At 41.6% G+C, this 16,736-nt stretch carries 14 protein-coding genes; 8 read left to right on the top strand and 6 right to left on the bottom strand.

Going from position 1 to position 16,736, the window contains the following annotated elements; all coding sequences use genetic code 11:
• The first annotated feature begins 89 nt into the window (after positions 1-89).
• A complete protein-coding gene (gene glyS, locus PUQ00_RS02060) occupies positions 90-2,243 on the top strand; it encodes a glycine--tRNA ligase subunit beta (RefSeq protein ID WP_300412665.1) in 2,154 nt (717 codons plus the stop codon).
• An 84-nt stretch (positions 2,244-2,327) separates the two neighbouring features.
• Positions 2,328-3,869, top strand: coding sequence for a UDP-N-acetylmuramoyl-L-alanine--D-glutamate ligase (gene murD / locus PUQ00_RS02065; protein WP_300412667.1), 1,542 nt, complete (start codon positions 2,328-2,330; stop codon positions 3,867-3,869).
• Here the strand turns inward: murD and rsmI are convergent.
• The 3 genes from rsmI to PUQ00_RS02080 all read right to left on the bottom strand — a co-directional run bounded on the left by rsmI (position 3,834) and on the right by PUQ00_RS02080 (position 8,178).
• On the bottom strand, positions 3,834-4,694 hold the full coding sequence (gene rsmI, locus PUQ00_RS02070; RefSeq protein WP_300412669.1) for a 16S rRNA (cytidine(1402)-2'-O)-methyltransferase: 861 nt from the start codon (positions 4,692-4,694) through the stop codon (positions 3,834-3,836). The two genes, murD and rsmI, sit on opposite strands and share 36 nt — an antisense overlap.
• A gap of 34 nt (positions 4,695-4,728) precedes the next feature.
• Positions 4,729-5,706, bottom strand: a complete 978-nt coding sequence (locus PUQ00_RS02075; protein WP_300412671.1) for a bestrophin family ion channel — start codon at positions 5,704-5,706, stop codon at positions 4,729-4,731.
• 927 nt (positions 5,707-6,633) lie between these two features.
• Positions 6,634-8,178: a DUF3131 domain-containing protein gene (locus tag PUQ00_RS02080; RefSeq protein ID WP_300412673.1), complete on the bottom strand. Its 1,545-nt coding sequence runs from the start codon at positions 8,176-8,178 to the stop codon at positions 6,634-6,636.
• Positions 8,179-8,443: 265 nt separating this feature from the next.
• Between PUQ00_RS02080 and PUQ00_RS02085 the strand changes: the two genes are divergently transcribed.
• From PUQ00_RS02085 to PUQ00_RS02095, 3 genes are all read left to right on the top strand, one after another.
• Positions 8,444-9,019 (top strand): TIGR04376 family protein, encoded by a 576-nt coding sequence (locus tag PUQ00_RS02085; protein WP_300412675.1) that lies wholly within the window; start codon positions 8,444-8,446, stop codon positions 9,017-9,019.
• 525 nt (positions 9,020-9,544) lie between these two features.
• Positions 9,545-10,051 carry a DUF4174 domain-containing protein gene (locus tag PUQ00_RS02090; RefSeq protein WP_300412677.1) on the top strand — a complete coding sequence of 169 codons (507 nt, stop codon included), beginning with the start codon at positions 9,545-9,547 and terminating at the stop codon, positions 10,049-10,051.
• A 334-nt stretch (positions 10,052-10,385) separates the two neighbouring features.
• Entirely contained in the window at positions 10,386-11,120 is a 735-nt protein-coding gene (locus PUQ00_RS02095; protein WP_300412679.1) for a nuclease-related domain-containing protein, read from the top strand.
• 159 nt (positions 11,121-11,279) lie between these two features.
• Here PUQ00_RS02095 and PUQ00_RS02100 read toward each other — a convergent pair whose 3' ends face one another.
• Positions 11,280-11,552 carry a hypothetical protein gene (locus PUQ00_RS02100; protein ID WP_300412681.1) on the bottom strand — a complete coding sequence of 91 codons (273 nt, stop codon included), beginning with the start codon at positions 11,550-11,552 and terminating at the stop codon, positions 11,280-11,282.
• A 482-nt stretch (positions 11,553-12,034) separates the two neighbouring features.
• Between PUQ00_RS02100 and PUQ00_RS02105 the strand changes: the two genes are divergently transcribed.
• The gene (locus PUQ00_RS02105; RefSeq protein WP_300412866.1) at positions 12,035-12,430 is read left to right on the top strand and encodes an SDR family NAD(P)-dependent oxidoreductase; all 396 of its coding nucleotides are present in this window, start codon (positions 12,035-12,037) and stop codon (positions 12,428-12,430) included.
• Positions 12,431-12,531: 101 nt separating this feature from the next.
• Here the strand turns inward: PUQ00_RS02105 and PUQ00_RS02110 are convergent, their stop codons facing one another.
• Positions 12,532-12,936, bottom strand: coding sequence for a DUF4112 domain-containing protein (locus PUQ00_RS02110; protein ID WP_300412683.1), 405 nt, complete (start codon positions 12,934-12,936; stop codon positions 12,532-12,534).
• Positions 12,937-13,206: 270 nt separating this feature from the next.
• Positions 13,207-13,875, bottom strand: coding sequence for a pyridoxamine 5'-phosphate oxidase family protein (locus PUQ00_RS02115; protein WP_300412685.1), 669 nt, complete (start codon positions 13,873-13,875; stop codon positions 13,207-13,209).
• 94 nt (positions 13,876-13,969) lie between these two features.
• On the opposite strand from PUQ00_RS02115, the gene PUQ00_RS02120 reads away from it, so the two are divergent.
• Positions 13,970-15,430, top strand: coding sequence for a PLP-dependent aminotransferase family protein (locus PUQ00_RS02120; protein ID WP_300412687.1), 1,461 nt, complete (start codon positions 13,970-13,972; stop codon positions 15,428-15,430).
• 742 nt (positions 15,431-16,172) lie between these two features.
• Positions 16,173-16,733: a nitrate transporter gene (locus tag PUQ00_RS02125; protein ID WP_300412689.1), complete on the top strand. Its 561-nt coding sequence runs from the start codon at positions 16,173-16,175 to the stop codon at positions 16,731-16,733.
• Positions 16,734-16,736: the final 3 nt, after the last annotated feature.

Here is a 16,736-nt window from a genome sequence, read left to right on the forward strand (position 1 = left end):
TGTATCTGGCAAGGCTGACTAAAAATCACGAGCGATCGCCAGATAATAACTGATAAAGTTGAGCTACGCAAAGTTGAAAACAGTATCCTATGCCTGGGTTTCTATTAGAAGTTGGTACAGAAGAACTACCTGCAAGTTTTCTCAGTGATGCTTTAGTGCAATGGCAGCAACGCATTCCCCAAAGCCTGGAAGCAAACAGCCTCAAGGGCGAAAGTGTCCAGGTGTACGGTACTCCCCGGCGGCTGGCGGTAGTGATTAAAGGTCTACCATCTCAGCAACCAGACCGAGAAGAAGAAATTAAAGGGCCCCCAGCCCAAGCCGCCTTTAAAGATGGTCAGCCGACACCAGCAGCAGCAGGCTTTGCCAAAAAGCAAGGCGTGGAACTGGAGGCGCTGTTTCTCCGCCCCACTGACAAAGGGGAATTTGTGTTTGTTCTCAAAAAAATTCCCGGTCGTCCTGTGGCGGAAATTTTGACAGAACTTATTCCTCAGTGGATTTGGGGTTTAGAAGGTAAGCGTTTGATGCGTTGGGGAAATGGAGATGCGAGGTTTTCGCGACCAATTCGCTGGCTAGTAGCTTTGTTAGATCAAACGGTGCTACCTCTAGAATTAGTGAATGGTTCTAAAACGATTAACAGCGATCGCATTTCTCAAGGTCATCGGGTCTTGCATCCTGATCCTGTGACAATTGCCCAAGCTACTGATTATGTTACCGCCCTAAAGTCCGCTTATGTCACCGTTGATCCAGAAGAACGGGCAAATCTGATCAAAGAGCAAGTAAATGCAGTAGCAAAGAATTTAGGCGGATATACAGTAATTTACCCCGATTTGTTAGCAGAAGTAACCAACCTTGTAGAATACCCTTCCACGGTTGTCGGTAAATTTGAAGCAGAATTTTTGGAATTACCAACTGAGGTAATTACTGAAGTCATGGTTACTCATCAGCGTTATTTCCCTGTATTTAAACCAGATAGTTTTCAGCAAGAATTATTGCCCAATTTCATCACGATTTCTAACGCTGATCCCAATAAATCAGATATTGTTGCCGTCGGGAATGAAAGGGTAATTCGTGCCAGATTAGCTGATGGCAGATTTTTCTATGAAGCTGATTTAACTAAGCCTTTAGAAAGCTTTTTACCCCAGTTAGAAAAAGTCACTTTCCAAGAAGAATTGGGTTCGGTGCGTGCCAAGGTAGATAGAGTAGTTAAAATTGCCGAGCAAATTAGCAATCAATTAGAATTAGAGGAAAATCAAAGCCAAAAAATCCAACGCGCTGCTTTATTATGTAAAGCAGATTTAGTAACTCAAATGGTGTATGAATTCCCGGAATTACAAGGAATTATGGGAGAAAAATATGCCTTAGCCAGTGATGAAGATACCGAAGTAGCAAAAGCAATTTTTCAACATTATTTGCCAACGGGAGCCGGTGATATTTTACCGGAAACACTCACAGGTCAAATTGTCGGTTTGGCAGATAGATTAGATACCTTGGTGAGTATCTTCGGTTTAGGTTTAATTCCTTCTGGTTCCTCTGATCCTTTTGCCTTGCGACGTGCTGCTAATGCTGTAATTAAAATTGTTTGGTTTGGTAATTTACCGATAAATCTAGATGATTTAATAGCACAAATAGCGACAGATTTTGCAGCAACATATCATAAAGATAAAGTATCATTAACCGCAGCATTGCAAGAGTTTTTCTTGCAACGCATCCGAACTTTACTGCAAGAAGAAAAGCAGATTGATTACGACTTAGTAAATGCAGTTTTGGGAGAAAATGATCCAGAATACACAGAACGGACGTTAAAAGATTTATTAGATGTACGCGATCGCGCCTTATACTTACAACAAATCCGCAACGATAGTACCTTAGATAATATCTACGAAACCGTTAACCGTTCCACACGATTAGCGGCCCAAGGTGATTTGGATACAAAACAGCTAGAACCGACAAGCGTAGTTCGTCAAGAATTATTCCAAAAGCCCTCTGAGGTTGCTTTGTATAATGCGCTAATCGAATCAGTACCCCAAACTCAAGCAGCACAGCAGACACGAAATTATCAACTGTTAATAGCAGCACTAGCAAAAATTGCTCCGACAGTTAGTAACTTCTTTGATGGCCCAGATAGCGTTTTAGTTATGGACTCCGATCCAGAAGTCAAGCGTAATCGCTTACACTTACTTGGACTAGTTCGCAATCATGCCCGTGTTTTAGCTGATTTTGGGGCGATCGTCAAAAATCTGTAGCGTAGGTTAACAAAAACCTGTGTAATTTTTGCCAATAAACGCTACTATAGGGAGTGCTTAACCAGGGACACTCTGCTGCAATCTATGCCTAGAGCTTCTGTTATTGGATTAGGAAAGTCCGGTGTTGCTGCGGCGAGATTGTTGAAACGGGAAGGTTGGGAGGTAGAGCTGAGTGATGGCAACACCTCCGAAACCCTCCTACAACAACAACAAGAACTCGCTGCTGAACAAATAACCGTAAAACTAGGCCAATCCCTAGAATTGAATGGTGCTAATTTACCCCAATTAATAGTTGTTAGTCCTGGCGTGCCTTGGGATATTCCGGTATTAGTTGAGGCACGCCAATTAGGTATTGAAACCATTGGGGAAATGGAACTCGCTTGGCGAAATTTGCGTTCGCTACCTTGGGTAGGAATTACTGGCACTAACGGCAAAACTACTACCACAGCTTTAATTGCTGCCATTTTCCAAGCAGCAGAATTAAATGCACCCGCCTGCGGTAATATTGGCTACGCCGCTTGTGATGTTGCTTTATCTCAGGGAAGAGGGACAGAAACTCTAATCCAAAATCCAAGTTGCGCTGGAAGCGCACCAAAGGTGCGATCTAAAATCCAAAATTGTATTGATTGGGTGATTGCCGAAGTTAGCAGCTATCAAGTAGAATCTTCGAGTTCTCTTGCACCACGTATCGGTGTTTGGACGACTTTCACGCCGGATCATCTCAGTCGCCATCAGACTTTAGAGAACTATTACAACATTAAAGCCAAGTTATTACGTCAGTCGGAATTGCAAGTATTCAATGGCGATGATGCCTACTTGAGCAAGCTAGGTTTAAGTGCTTGGCCTGATGCTTATTGGACAAGTGTGAAAGGAAAAGATTTCCTGATTAGTGAAAAAGGCTTTTACATCGAAGACGACTGGGTTGTGGAAAAATTGACTGCAACCTCTGCACCAGAACCGATTGTGAAAGTATCTACTTTGCGGATGGTGGGAGAACATAACCAACAAAATCTGTTGATGGCAGTAGCAACGGCACGATTAGCGGGAATTAATCGTGATGCGATCGCGCGTGCTATTCTTGAATTCCCCGGTGTTGCTCATCGTTTGGAGCATATCTGCACTTGGGAAGGTATTGATTTCATTAACGACAGCAAAGCTACCAATTATGATGCTGCCGAAGTTGGTTTAGCATCTGTAAAAAGTCCAGCGATTTTAATTGCTGGTGGAGAAGCCAAAGCAGGCGATGATACTGGTTGGCTAGCAAAAATTCACTCCCAAGCTGCTGCTGTGTTATTGATTGGCTCTGCTGCACCCGCATTTGCCAAACGTCTCCAAGAGGTGGGGTATTATTCTTACCATATTGTGGAAACGATGGAAAGGGCAGTCCCCAAATCGGCAGAATTAGCCAAGCAGTATCAAGCGCCTGTGGTGTTACTATCTCCGGCTTGTGCGAGTTTCGACCAGTACCCGAATTTTGAGGTGCGGGGCGATCGTTTTCGTCAGTTATGCCTTGCTTGGCAGAAAGATTGGAAATATACCACAAGAGAAATTCCAGATGCTGAAAATTCTGCTTCGGTAGGTAGTAGTGGTTCAAGACTCAGGAGTGAGGACTATAGAAAGAGCTAGTTGATAGAGTTGGCGACGGGGAAGGAAAGTAAATTTTGCTAACTGACGGCTAGCTTGCGATCGCGATATCCCCTGAGTAATTAACTGTTTTAATTCAGCTTTCAATTCCTCTTCTGTGAGTTGGGGCTGACTGGGTGCAATTCCCGCCACTACTAATGTATATTCACCTTGGGGTTCTCGTTGACTGTAGTGAGCGATCGCCTCGGCAATTGTCCCCCGCCAAAATTCCTCATACAATTTAGTTAACTCTCGTGCTAGCACAATTTGGCGATCGCTTCCCCAAACTTCTGCTAAATCTTGCAAAGTATCTCGCAAGCGGTGGGGCGATTCATAGAAAATCAATGTGCGAGATTCTGTTTGCAGAGATTCTAAATGTTGTTGTCTCTGTTGACTTTTAGATGGGAGAAAGCCTTCAAAGACAAACCGATCCGTTGGTAGTCCGGCTGCACTCAATGCAGTAATTGCTGCACTTGCGCCAGGAATGGGAACTACGGTAATTCCCGCTTCAATACAAGCTTTCACCAGTTCATATCCAGGATCGGAAATTCCTGGCATTCCAGCATCGCTCACCAGAGCGATCGCTTTATCGTTAACTAAATGCTCTAATAATTCTGGGATGCGGCTAGTACGATTATGTTCGTGGTAACTCACCTGGGGTGTCTTAACTTGAAAATGCTGTAGCAGTTTCCCTGTGTGACGCGTGTCTTCTGCCGCAATGATATCAACAGTCTGCAAAATTCGCACCGCCCGAAAGGTCATATCTTCCAGGTTGCCAATTGGTGTGCCGACAACGTAAAGTGTTCCTGGTTTTGGATCGGTTTGCATGAGTGAGAAGTTCTGGTAAAACTTGTTTACAGATTTAGGAAGAACGAACACCGTTAGAAGCAAGTCTGATTAATTCTTCAACATTGTTTGAGATTGTATTGCAAATCGCATTTAAAGGTAAGTCATTGGGATCAAATCCAAAAGGTTCTTCGATTTCTGAGCCAATTTGTTCAATACTTAATAATGTAAAACTTACAAAAGCCATTACTATACCAGTCCACCAATGCAAAAAGCTCACAATTTCCAAAGGTAATATCAGACAAAAAATTAATAACAGTTGTCTAAGTTTTATAGTATATATCAAAGGCAGTGGCGTTTTTAAAATGCGTTCGCAACCACCTAAAATATCTACTAAATCATCTACGCAGTTATGTAGAGTCGTCAGTTGATAGACATTTAGACAATTATGGTCATGCTGATCCTGCAAATAATCTCCTATCCAGTAAGCAATTTGTAGCGCAGGATGATTAGTATTTTGGAGTTGTAAATATTGTTCTTCAGACATTAAGGATGCTAACTGAGTGTCTAAAGGTGCTGATCTTAGATGTAACTTCATTGCAAATGCAAAAGCAGTTACTAACCGAACTATTGCCTCTTTTTGTAGTCTATCTTGCGGTGTCTTCTCTTTAATTATGATCCAAATTCCCCTAGTTAAGTTCCGAGATGTATTAACTAACGATCCCCAGAGTTGACGACCTTCCCAAAATCTATCATGGGCTGTATTCGTCCGAAAAACTAATAGTAATGTAAAACCAATATTAAAACTTAAAACAGCATTAGTAACAATACTACTGGGATTTGAAAATGCTATTGGGAATCCCAAATGATATAAAAATGATATTAAAACTCCATAGGCAGTACAAAAAAGTACCCAAGGAAAAATCAGAGAAATAATTGACCTTTCAAGCCGAAGAGTTACTTGAAGCCAGTTCAACTTTTCGCCTTTGTAAAGGTGATACTTTTCTATTAAAGAGTTTTTGGAATTATTTTGAAAATAGTTAGGTCGTTTCATATTGGTAAGGCTTGAGGATTACATCAATTAGCAAATTAACTTTTGTTTTTTATCTAAAGTTATCTTGCTTAAGCCAGATATGTACAAGATGTAGGTTTCCAGATAGCGACTTTCGTGCAACTATAATCAACATAAATTGTAACATTAACATTAAAATTTATTTATGTGAACCCTCTTTAGGTATGAAAATTCATTAATGGCTTCTAATTCTTTACCATCCACTTGATTTTATGCTTATATTGGTTAGAATTCGTGGTATTTCACGATTTATAAGATAATTGTCCAAAATTTAGCTTTATTTACCGTAAATACTCACTTTTTCTCACCGACAGAGCGATGTCTACTACGGACTATACTTACGCATTTGGGCTAACAATTAATACGATGTAATTAGACAACACTTATCTCTCAAGCGATAAAAAGGAAATCAACTCGATGAAATTTGGGATTGATATTGGACACAATTGCCCTCCAGATACAGGAGCAATAGGTTAACTCTATTTAAATCATTCGTGAACAACAATATTCCCAGCTTCTTAGATACAATAAAGCGGAACTTGTTGGAAGAAAGGTAATTATTACTGAAGAGCGTTACACGTCTAAAGCAAGTTTTTTGAATCTAGATAAAATACTTGTTTACAAAAAAGACGTGAAGCATACATTTAGTCGCAAGAGAATAAAGCGTGGTCGGGAGCATCTGAGTTTTGCAAATATACCAGATGAGAAACCAGATTCTTGCTCCTTCTCCTTGCTAAAAAGAGGGTTGGGGTGAGGTTTTACAAGGCTTTTTACACTCATTGAGATGCTCCCGCGTGGTTTTTATAGATCGAGTAATGAAGCTACGCCTTGGTCTGTCTGCGACACGCTGCGCGAACCTAAAGAAGGCATCGCTCGAATTCATGCTTCAATTATGCAAAACCAGTTTTTTCATTGCCTGAGAATCTTAGCTATAACTTGCGGTGTTCTGATAGCCCTCTGGGTTGATTTCTGGCTCCCGACTCCTGCCCAAATGGTGAGCGGCTGTCCAACTTGCTTATACAGCAAGCTTTCTAAAATCACGCCATTATTATTGGCGGTGAGAGTTTTATTTGGTTGACGCAGGGATTCATAAAAACCGTTGTACCAGCCATCTTTTGACTTGAGGTTGCCTTGGACAAAATCAAATAACTGGCGGGTATAAGCAGTGTTATAAAGTACATGCCAGCCGATCGCAGCTTTGGCACTGAGGAATCGTAAATCGTTGTGCTGTTGTTGGGTATCTGTGATGGTTGCCCAAGGTTCTCCGTTGACAAACAAGCTGCTGTAAACAAAGTATGGAGGGCGATCTAAGTTATCTTCGGTAACGGCGGTTAATTGTTTTGTAGCTTGATAACGCGCTACTTGAGCAGCTAAAATCCGATCAGCATAGGCTTTAGGCAAAGCTTGAAACCCAGTTTCGATGCCATCTAAAATATAGGGTTCGCTAAGAACGTAGTTATTAGCTCCAGAGTTTTTATAGTCGCGGCGATCGTAAGGAACTCCCTCTCCGTAAAGATCAACAAAGGCAGTATCGGACTGATAATCCAAGGCTTGCTTAACATCCAAGCCCCAAAGCTTCAGACCATAGGCAGCATAATTCTCATAACCCAAGCGACCTTCTTGGTTATACTGTTCTTTACCTTTGATAACGGCAGTACCGTACATTTGGCCATTTTTAGTCAGACGCTTGACTTGCCAATGTTTCCAAACTGCTGCTGTTTCTAGTCGCATTTGTGGATACTTTGTCCCGACAATTTTTAGCCAGATTGCCATCCTTCCCAAATCGATGGCTGACCAACCAATTTCTTCGCGTTTTGCTAGTTGACCATAATTAACAGGTATGAGAGTTTTTGCATTGTAGACCTTGTTGGGTAATTCACCTTTGTATAAAGGCATAGATGCCAGTGTTTTCAACATTTTGCTCATTTTGGCTTCAAATTCAGCCGCAGGCACGATATTGAGTTCTCTAGCACTGACCAAAGCTGCGATCGCTGCTGTCTGATCCCACATACTTACGGAGGCAAAGCCATCAACGGAATTGACTAAGCCAGTTTCATCGTTCCAGTTGCGCTGGAAGTATGACCAAGCCTGATTGGCAGTTATGGTTTCCTCTGGGGTCAGTTTTCCAACTCCAGGAGCAATGTATGGAGTTATCGCTACTATTAGTTGGTTCTTAGGAATGGATTGACCTGGCAAAACTACAGATTTCGCATCAAGGCTGGCAACTATTTCAGCTTTTTTAGCACCAGAGATAGGGCCTTGGGGTTTCTTTGGTTGTAGCAACTGCCGTGAAGCAGTTTCGGATGTTGATATTTCCGGTTTTTTTAGAGAAATTTTGGAAAGTTGCTTAGACCAAACATTTAAAATTGCGATCGCAATCACAGCTGTAATTATTCCTCCTACAGAAGCTAGTATGGACAAGCTCTTAGGCGGCGGTTGAAAATCAGAACTCATGCTTTCTTAAAGCCTCATCTTGTAAGTCAGTATTGCTTGCGTAATTCCACCAAATACATTCTTCCCAACTTTGAAATCTAACTAACATCCAGAAGTTCACCTGACTTTTCACTGGATGTAAAAATCCGACTCATGAAGGATTGTCAACAGAATTTAATTCTGAATTCTGGCGCCTTTATTCTGTTTTGCTAAAATTTAGATTTCTGCCCACGATGATAATTATTACAATAAAATAGTCACGCACCCGATCTCTGGAGTTCTAGCAGTGGGCTTATTTGATGATTTGAGTCGGTTTCTAGAAAATCGTTTAGAAGAATTCTTGCGTAACAATCCACATTTGGAGTTAGAGGCGCTGCTAGAACAGCTGCGTGAGCAAGAAGAAGATACATTAAAGCTGATCGCAGATTTACAATTACAAGAGAAGCGATCGCAAGAAGAAATTCTCTCCATTGCTCAAGAAATTCAGCGTTGGCATATCCGTGTTCAAAAAGCCAAAAACGCTGGCAGAGAGGATTTAGCGACTCCTGCAAGTGAGCGAGAAGCAGCCCTGTTGCGCGAAGGAAATCAGCGCTGGGGACAGATGCAAGGGCTGAAAGAACGCATTAACCAATCTCAGGAACTACTGCGAAAAATTCAGCAGCGCCGACAGGAGGTGCAAGCCAAAGCAGCCGAAGCACAGACAGCCCGTGCTAAAGCGCAAACTCAGCAGCATTTAGAAACCAATGGCTGGTCAAATAAAACTAGGAGTTATTCTGATGGGTTTGATGACTTAGAAGAGAAGTTCCATAACTGGGAAACTCAGGATGAGTTAGAACAAATGAAGCGGAATCTAGGGAAATAATCGCAAAGGCACGGGTAAAAGCCAGTTGGAAAATCTTATTCTCAATAAAGTCGAAGCTAATCGCATTAAGCTATGCTTATTGATTAAAGTTTAGGCGTTGGCGTAGCCCGTTGCTGCGAAAAGTCAGAGCGGCGGGAACCGCCGCAGGCATATATAGCGGTTTTTGCTTGGATGCAACACAGTTTGACCTCTCTCCAAACCTCTCTCCTAAAAGGAGAGAGGCTTTGAATCTTACTCCCCTTCCCTTGTAGGGGAGCCAGTGCGTTGGGGAGGCAGTGCGTTGGACGGGTTTCCCGGCTTGTTCGCGTAGCGTCTCCCCTTGGGAGAAGCAACTGCCGTCGGCTTTGCCGACTTGAAGCACCTGGCGTAAGGGGTTGGAGGTTAGGTCTGTATTGCACTTAAGTGAAAAGCGCTATATTAGCGCTATTAGTGCCATTACTCTATAGGGTAGGTATCACACTTATTCAATCACCATCACCCGATAGAGTCAGACAGGGAAAATTAATGATAGTTTGAGATCATGGAATGTTGCTAACAACCCTCAAAGTGAATAACTCAGTATTAATCGCCCTGACCCTCACCGCGTCTATAGTTCTATCGCCAGTCAGCATTGCTGGTACTGTCCAAGGTTCAACCCATGCCATCAAAATGTCTTCATTTAATCTCAGTTCCCAAAAATGGAAAAATCGCGTGCTACTAGTCTTTGCACCGTCTGTTGATAACCATAATTATCAGCAACAGATGCAGCTATTGCAGCAAAAAAGCGGTTTTGCAGACCGGGATTTAGTTCTCGTTCAAGTTTTGGCAACAAATAAAAGCTATGCCAACGGACAGTTAATAGATGAGTCTTCTGCTGCCAAGTTGCGCGATCGCTTTGGAGTTGACAAAGAAAATTTTCGGATCATTTTGGTGGGCAAAGATGGTGGTGTTAAACGGAGTGACACTGCACCAGTCCAAGCGACAGCAATTTTTGAGCAAATTGACGCCATGCCCATGCGCCGGCAAGAAATGCAAGAACGAGGCAGAAAGTAACTATAAAATTCAAGTGAGTTAAACCAATTCGCAATTACGTTTTGTGACGGGGATTTTAATTAGGCGTTCAATTCCTGCTGCCACAAGAGGCAGGGGAATTAAACTCAACATACTTTGTTAAAGATTAGACCGAGGAAGCGATGCCTGCGGCGGGCTATGCCTACGCCCTTGGTTATAATGTGTCGGCTACTACTACCCAAAAATGCTTGACATCAAGGAATTTGGTAAATAACTGCTTGGCTTGGGGGTCTTGATCGCCATTGGAGAGAGTGATTGCCCTCCAATTCTGGGAACCCTAAAAATGGCGGTTACTGAGAAATGTTACCAAAATTTTATGAGAACTCTTCAACAATCACCCTCACTTAGGGCAGTATTCCAACAAAAAATCGACACCAAAAAATCTACTAAACATCAAGAAATTCATCAAACATTAGGTGATGGCTTTTTGGGTGGGCTAGGTTCATTGATGTTTGAAGTTAACCAAGCCACAAATAAATTCAAAGGTAATATGGGGGAATGGGGAGTATCATTACTTTTGCAATCTTTCCCTGATACGTGGGTAATATTTAATAATGCCTTAATCCCTACTAACTCAGGCTCTCTAACGGAAATTGACCATCTAATTATCGGTGAGGGTGGTGTTTTTTTAGTAGAGGTCAAAACCTGGAAAGGTTCATTTAGCGCTTACAAAGATAAATGGAAACGGCGTGAAGGTAACAACTGGGTAGCAGTTGAGAATAGTCCGACTTCTCAAAGTATTTACCATCAAAAAATGTTTAGTCATTGGATTACTTCATTAATACCTAACCTTCCGAATGGGTTTGTTGCGGCTCCAGTAGTTTTCCCAATTGCTAAATGGATAGGAGCGAATGATTGCTCAGTTCCGGTTTTGCAAGGTATCCCTGCACTGCTACAGATGATAAATACTTCTCCTGATTGTTTAACACCAATGCAAGTACAGGCAATTGCCCAAGCAGTTGAAGACTTGACACTGACTACAAACACTACCCCAATTTCTAAGCCAATTCCTAAGCCCAAACCTGTTAAGTACCAGAATCCTAGAAGTTGAGTAAATTTCAGTGCGATCGCATTGAGTATCTGCTTTCCAAGCGTTGGCGTTCAGCTTGTGTGTACGCCGTAGCACTTGAGGCAGGGACTATAAGCTTACTCTCACTCATCAATACAAAAGTACTATGTATTGCCGAAAGCAAGTACCTACGCAGCTCAACTAAGATACTTTTGGTTGTTGCCATAGGATGAGTTTCAATTCAGAGCAGTTGCAAACTTGATTAATAATTTCTCCTTGGTGAGCAGCTAGCCAATCATAAATTTGTGCAGCTTTTGCTAATGCCACTTTTTCTGAACGATAAAGCCGAGGGGTAGGGCAGTAGGCTTGGCCATTGATATGTATAGCTGCAATCTGCCAATAGTCGCTGTCTTCACCCTCTGGTACAACGTCTAAAAATCCGCTATTATAAGACTCGATTATTCCTATGTTCATCTGTAACCATCAAACTTTAAAACAAAAGTCACAATAAAGCCAATGCCAGCCAATTCTTCCGAGTCAAAGCTGGAATACACCAGGGAATGCAGTAGCAACCCCTGCTAATCATTGTGGGTTTGTAGTCAATGGAAATCTGAATTATTGGTCACTTTTTGGCTTGATTCCGTTATTGGCAGCAATAAGGGACTTCCAACTAAAAAAATATTCTATCGGTGTGTAGGCAGCGGGCAGGGCGCAGGGGGAGAAAGAAAAATATTATTCTGAGTAAATTGGATAATTTATTTTCTGGAAGTCCCTAATGGCAAGAGGAATAGGCACAAACTAGGCTAAATTACTCCTCGGTCAGTAATGCCGTTTCGATATTCTGAAAGGAAAAGTTGCACTTCTAGAGCGATGTCTACGATGGGCTGCACCTACGCCTCACCTTAAAAAATTTTTAGAGGAAAAATTGGGAGTGGTTAATTAGGGCTTGCTGAAAAATTTACTGCTCGACTAAATTTGCAGTCGAAGGCATTAGCGAAGCTCTTTATGGCGAGTTCACACCGTTGGGCATTCACGTAACGGTGGTCGAGCCAGGATACTTCCGCACCGACTTTTTAGATAGCAGTTCGCTTCGCCAGACCCTAACGCAAATCTCTGATTATGCCCAGACCGTCGGCAAAATACGCGATGTTGCCACAGGACGTAATCATCAGCAACCAAGAGACCCGGTTAAGCTTGCCCAAGCCATCCTACATCTGGTCAACACCGACGAACCGCCCTTGCGGTTGCCTCTGGGTACAGACACGCTCCAAGGGATTGCTGAGAAGAACGCTTACGTAGAGCAAGAGACGGCAAAATGGAGGACTCTGGCTGAATCTACCAATTACGAATGAGGTCGAAGGCCAATGGTTACGTTTGGATTCCGGTGAACTAGTGGCTGATTCGCTGACCTGACTTGGAACAGGATCACTCCTTTTTGTCCATAGTCCAATACTTAAACTTGGCTAAACTTAGGAGAGTAAAGTTGATCAGAAACTTTTTTGAGTTCTGGTTCAACCACTGTCAAATGTTGCTCTAAAATTGCCAAATTCCGAATATTGGACTTATAGAAAGCATCAAACAAATCACCTACAAAAGGCACAGTACCCACGACTGTTTCTAAACCAACATTAAAAATCATTTTGGCTAAATCTTGGCGGGGGATGCCGAAGCGGGTAGCTAAAAATATGATGTAAGCTGAAAACGCTGTACTGATTAAATCACCAGCACCTGGAACTAAACCAATGATTGGGTCTATTCCAATGTGAAAACCTGTTAGAGGGATGCGTATAGATGTATCCATCAAACGGCTGAGTTTGCGGATGCGATTTAGAGTAGCAAGGCGTTTGGCAGCGTCCATAATTTCTGATATTTACACTACTCTTAAATTGCACTATTTCTAGTTTTTTGTCTTGTACCGTTAGAAATAAAAAGTATGAATAAAAATCCTGACGATTGCCCAGAAAGCAGATAGATCAATGATACCGTTTATTGCGATGCCTGCGGAGACTCAATTATTGTTGATACTATCTGGCTTGTTGGTTGAATTTCCTCCGCTTGGGGATATTATCAGGCGGCCCAAAAGCGGACAACATAAATACCACCAAGCTTTTCCTTGTGTTGTTTGAGACTATAGTGTGGCTTTTGGTCTAATATAGTTGCTGATATATGCAGGTACGTCAATTTGGGGATGCAAACCTGAATCAGCAATGGGTTTTGCCACATTCAATTGCAAGGGAATTTCTCCAGCCCATACTGGTAGTTCATAATCAGATATATCATCATTAGGCCCACCCGTGCGAACTTTAGCTGAAGCTTCAACTAGAGGTAGAGATAGCACTAGCGTTCCAGCTAATTCACTGCGACTAGGAGATCGCACTTGTTGCCAACGTCCAGGAATAACATATTCTGTAAATGCTTTCAGAGCAGCTAATTTTTGCTTTGAATCCTGTACAAGCGTAGCCGTACCAAATACTACCACCGAGCGGTAATTCATTGAATGATGAAAAGCCGATCGCGCCAGTACCAAACCATCAATTAAAGTCACACTCACGCAGACATCAATACCTTGCTGGAGGAAGCGTAGCATCCGACTAGCAGGTGAGCCATGAATATATAAGGTATCGTCAATTCGTCCATAAGCTGTGGGGATCACAAAAGGCTGTCCGTCAGCGACAAAACCCACATGACAAACTAATCCTTCATCCAAAATTTGATAGATAATATCAGACTCATAGCTTCCTCTTTGAGGTATGCGTTTGATAGTTGTTCTTTGGCTAGGAGACTCTTGTTGACTCATGATTGGAATTTTAACTCTACATCGCCAGAGTAATTCTGAAAGTGGCATAATACAAGTGCCACTTTTTTACTAAACTACCAGTCCACTTTTACCTATGGACTTTGTGATCCCTATCAACTCACAAGCAGATATACCACTGCATCGCCAAGTTTATCAGGAAATACGACTTCAGATTCTTTCAGGGAGATTAACACCAGGACAAAAGTTACCTTCAACACGAGCGCTTGCTCAATCCCTCGGTATTTCCCGCGCCACTGTTAGCCAAAGTTATGAGCAGCTGGTGAGTGAAGGCTATTTAGAAACAACTCTGGGATCGGGTACTTTCGTTTGTGATCAACTTCCTGACGATCTGCTTAATACTGCACCGATTGAGTCAACTTCTTCAGGCACTAATTCATCAATAACACTATCAGCCTATGGCAAGAATTTGAATAATAAAGCATTCTTACGCTTACCAGAATTAGAATTGCAGATCAACTTTACCTACGGACGGCCAGCATTTGATAAGTTCCCCATAGACTTGTGGCGCAAACTGCTATCTCGCCATTGCCGTTGTCACCCAAGTGTGCTTGATTATGCTAATGACTCAATGGGATATCAACCACTACGGCAGGCGATCGCTTCTTATCTTTCTCGTTCCAGAGCAGTAAAATGTACTCCTGAGCAAATCATCATTATTGGTGGTTCCCAGCAAGGACTTGACTTAATCGCACGCCTGCTAATTGACATAGGTGACTTGATTGCTGTGGAAGAACCAGGTTATTTAGGAGCGCAACGAGCTTTTTTGTCCCAAGGAGCTTGTTTATTTCCTATATCTGTAGATAAATCAGGTTTAGAGGTTACTAACCTGACAACAACCTCGAACATTAAACTTATTTACGTCACTCCCTCTCATCAATTTCCTACAGGGGCGGTGCTATCTTTAAAGCGCAGGTTAAAATTATTAAATTGGGCGCAGCAATCAGGAGCGATAATTATTGAAGATGACTATGATAGCGAATACCGTTATAGTGGTCAACCTATCCCAGCCTTACAAGGATTAGATCAGGGCAATTCAGTTATTTATATCGGCACATTTTCCAAGGTACTCTTTCCAGCTTTGCGTCTAGGTTATTTAGTATTGCCAGATAATTTAGTGCATATATTTACCCGTGCTAAATGGTTAACAGATCGTCAGTGTAGTTTATTAGAACAACACGCCCTTACAGATTTTATTAGCGAAGGACATCTAGAACGTCATATCCGACAAATGCGATCGCTTTACGAACAAAGACGGCAAATTTTGGTGCAGTCTCTAATTTCCCAGTTCGGCGATAGAGTCCAGATTTTGGGAGATAACGCTGGAATGCATCTGATGGTTAAAATAGATACAGATATGAGTGATGAAGTAATAGTCCAGGATGCTGCACAGATTGGGTTAGGTATTAGCGCAGCCTATCCCTATTACTTAGATAATAGCCCTGGTAGTGAATTTGTTTTGGGTTACGCTGAATTAAATGAGCAGCAAATTGAGGAAGGAGTACGCCGATTATCTCAGGTAATTTTGGGCGCTTAAACGAATGTCAGTAAAACAGTTGATACCTGTTTTATACAGCGATCGCCTAGTTTACCATCACTCCCTGGTCGGTGTTCAGCTAAATAGTTGCCCTGCTTCCTATAAGTTCCTTTGCACTGTTTTTGTCAAGTGATTTTTTATTTATCACTGTGTCAAATTAGTGTCATCAAGGGTGTGAATCGTGGACGCTCTAGCGTTCAGCTTAGAATTCGGGCAACGCACTGGCTACCCTAAAGTAATTTTATTTTTGCTTAACAAATTCCTGTGATACTTCCTATTTTAAAAATATTTTGTATTGCTAAGAACAAATTTTCCTATTTATTGAATATTAAAAATTTTAAATATTTTTATTTATACCGATTACCTATGAAGTTGCTCCAGAGCAATTTGCTGAAGCCCCAAGTCTGACCAAGCTTGATTTTGTGCAGCTTCATAAAGAATTGGTATCAATACAATCATCAATCAACTAAATTATGGAAATTGTATTTAATTTGCTAATTAGGATTTATTTATCTGATAAAGTTTAGTAAAGCCAAGTTTTACCTCTTCTTTGTACTAGTACTAACACATCGTAATAATACCTAAGTTTTTTTGATTAACCGTTAAGGAGGAGAAGATATAATAAATTTTATAGTAATCAAAGACGATGTGGAATTAAATTCACTTTTCTATTTCCTCTTTGGTGTTGTTGCCGCAGTATTTCCCAGATATTTTACATGAGAACTGAGGCAGAGAAAACAATATGTTTTTAGACATTTTAGCTAGCCTACAACGGTTATTTGTTGGTTACATTCCAGCCGCTGTATTGGGTAGTTTCATCGGATATTTAATTGGCATGAATAGCATGATTTATCAGCTATTTAGGCTGATATTTCAGATACCACATAGTATCCCTCCTATCGCTTTGCTACCTATTGCCCTAATCGCATTTCAAGAGAGTCAATCGGCTGCTATTGTAGTCGTTTTTCTAGGAACTCTCTGGACGATGATCATTAATACGGCAATAGGTATGCGACATTTTCAGAGACAGAACAATAACTTTCGAGTAGCTATATTTCATATATTTCATGCCTTGAAAGTTAGTATTTGGGTAGCCTGGTTTATAGTTATTGCCACAGAAATGTTAACAGGGCCAAAAGGACTTGGGTTTACCCTCTGGGATGCTTATAAAGCTGGCAATACCGATTACATAATCCAGGTGATCCTCTACATTGGTATCATTGGCTTTTTGCTAGATCAGTTACTAGATTTCGCAGCCTATATTCTCTCGCAAATGGTTTCAGATGGGAAAAAATCCTCCTAAATT

Origin of the sequence: Nostoc sp. S13, assembly GCF_029379315.1 — a bacterium.
Taxonomy (GTDB): domain Bacteria; phylum Cyanobacteriota; class Cyanobacteriia; order Cyanobacteriales; family Nostocaceae; genus Nostoc.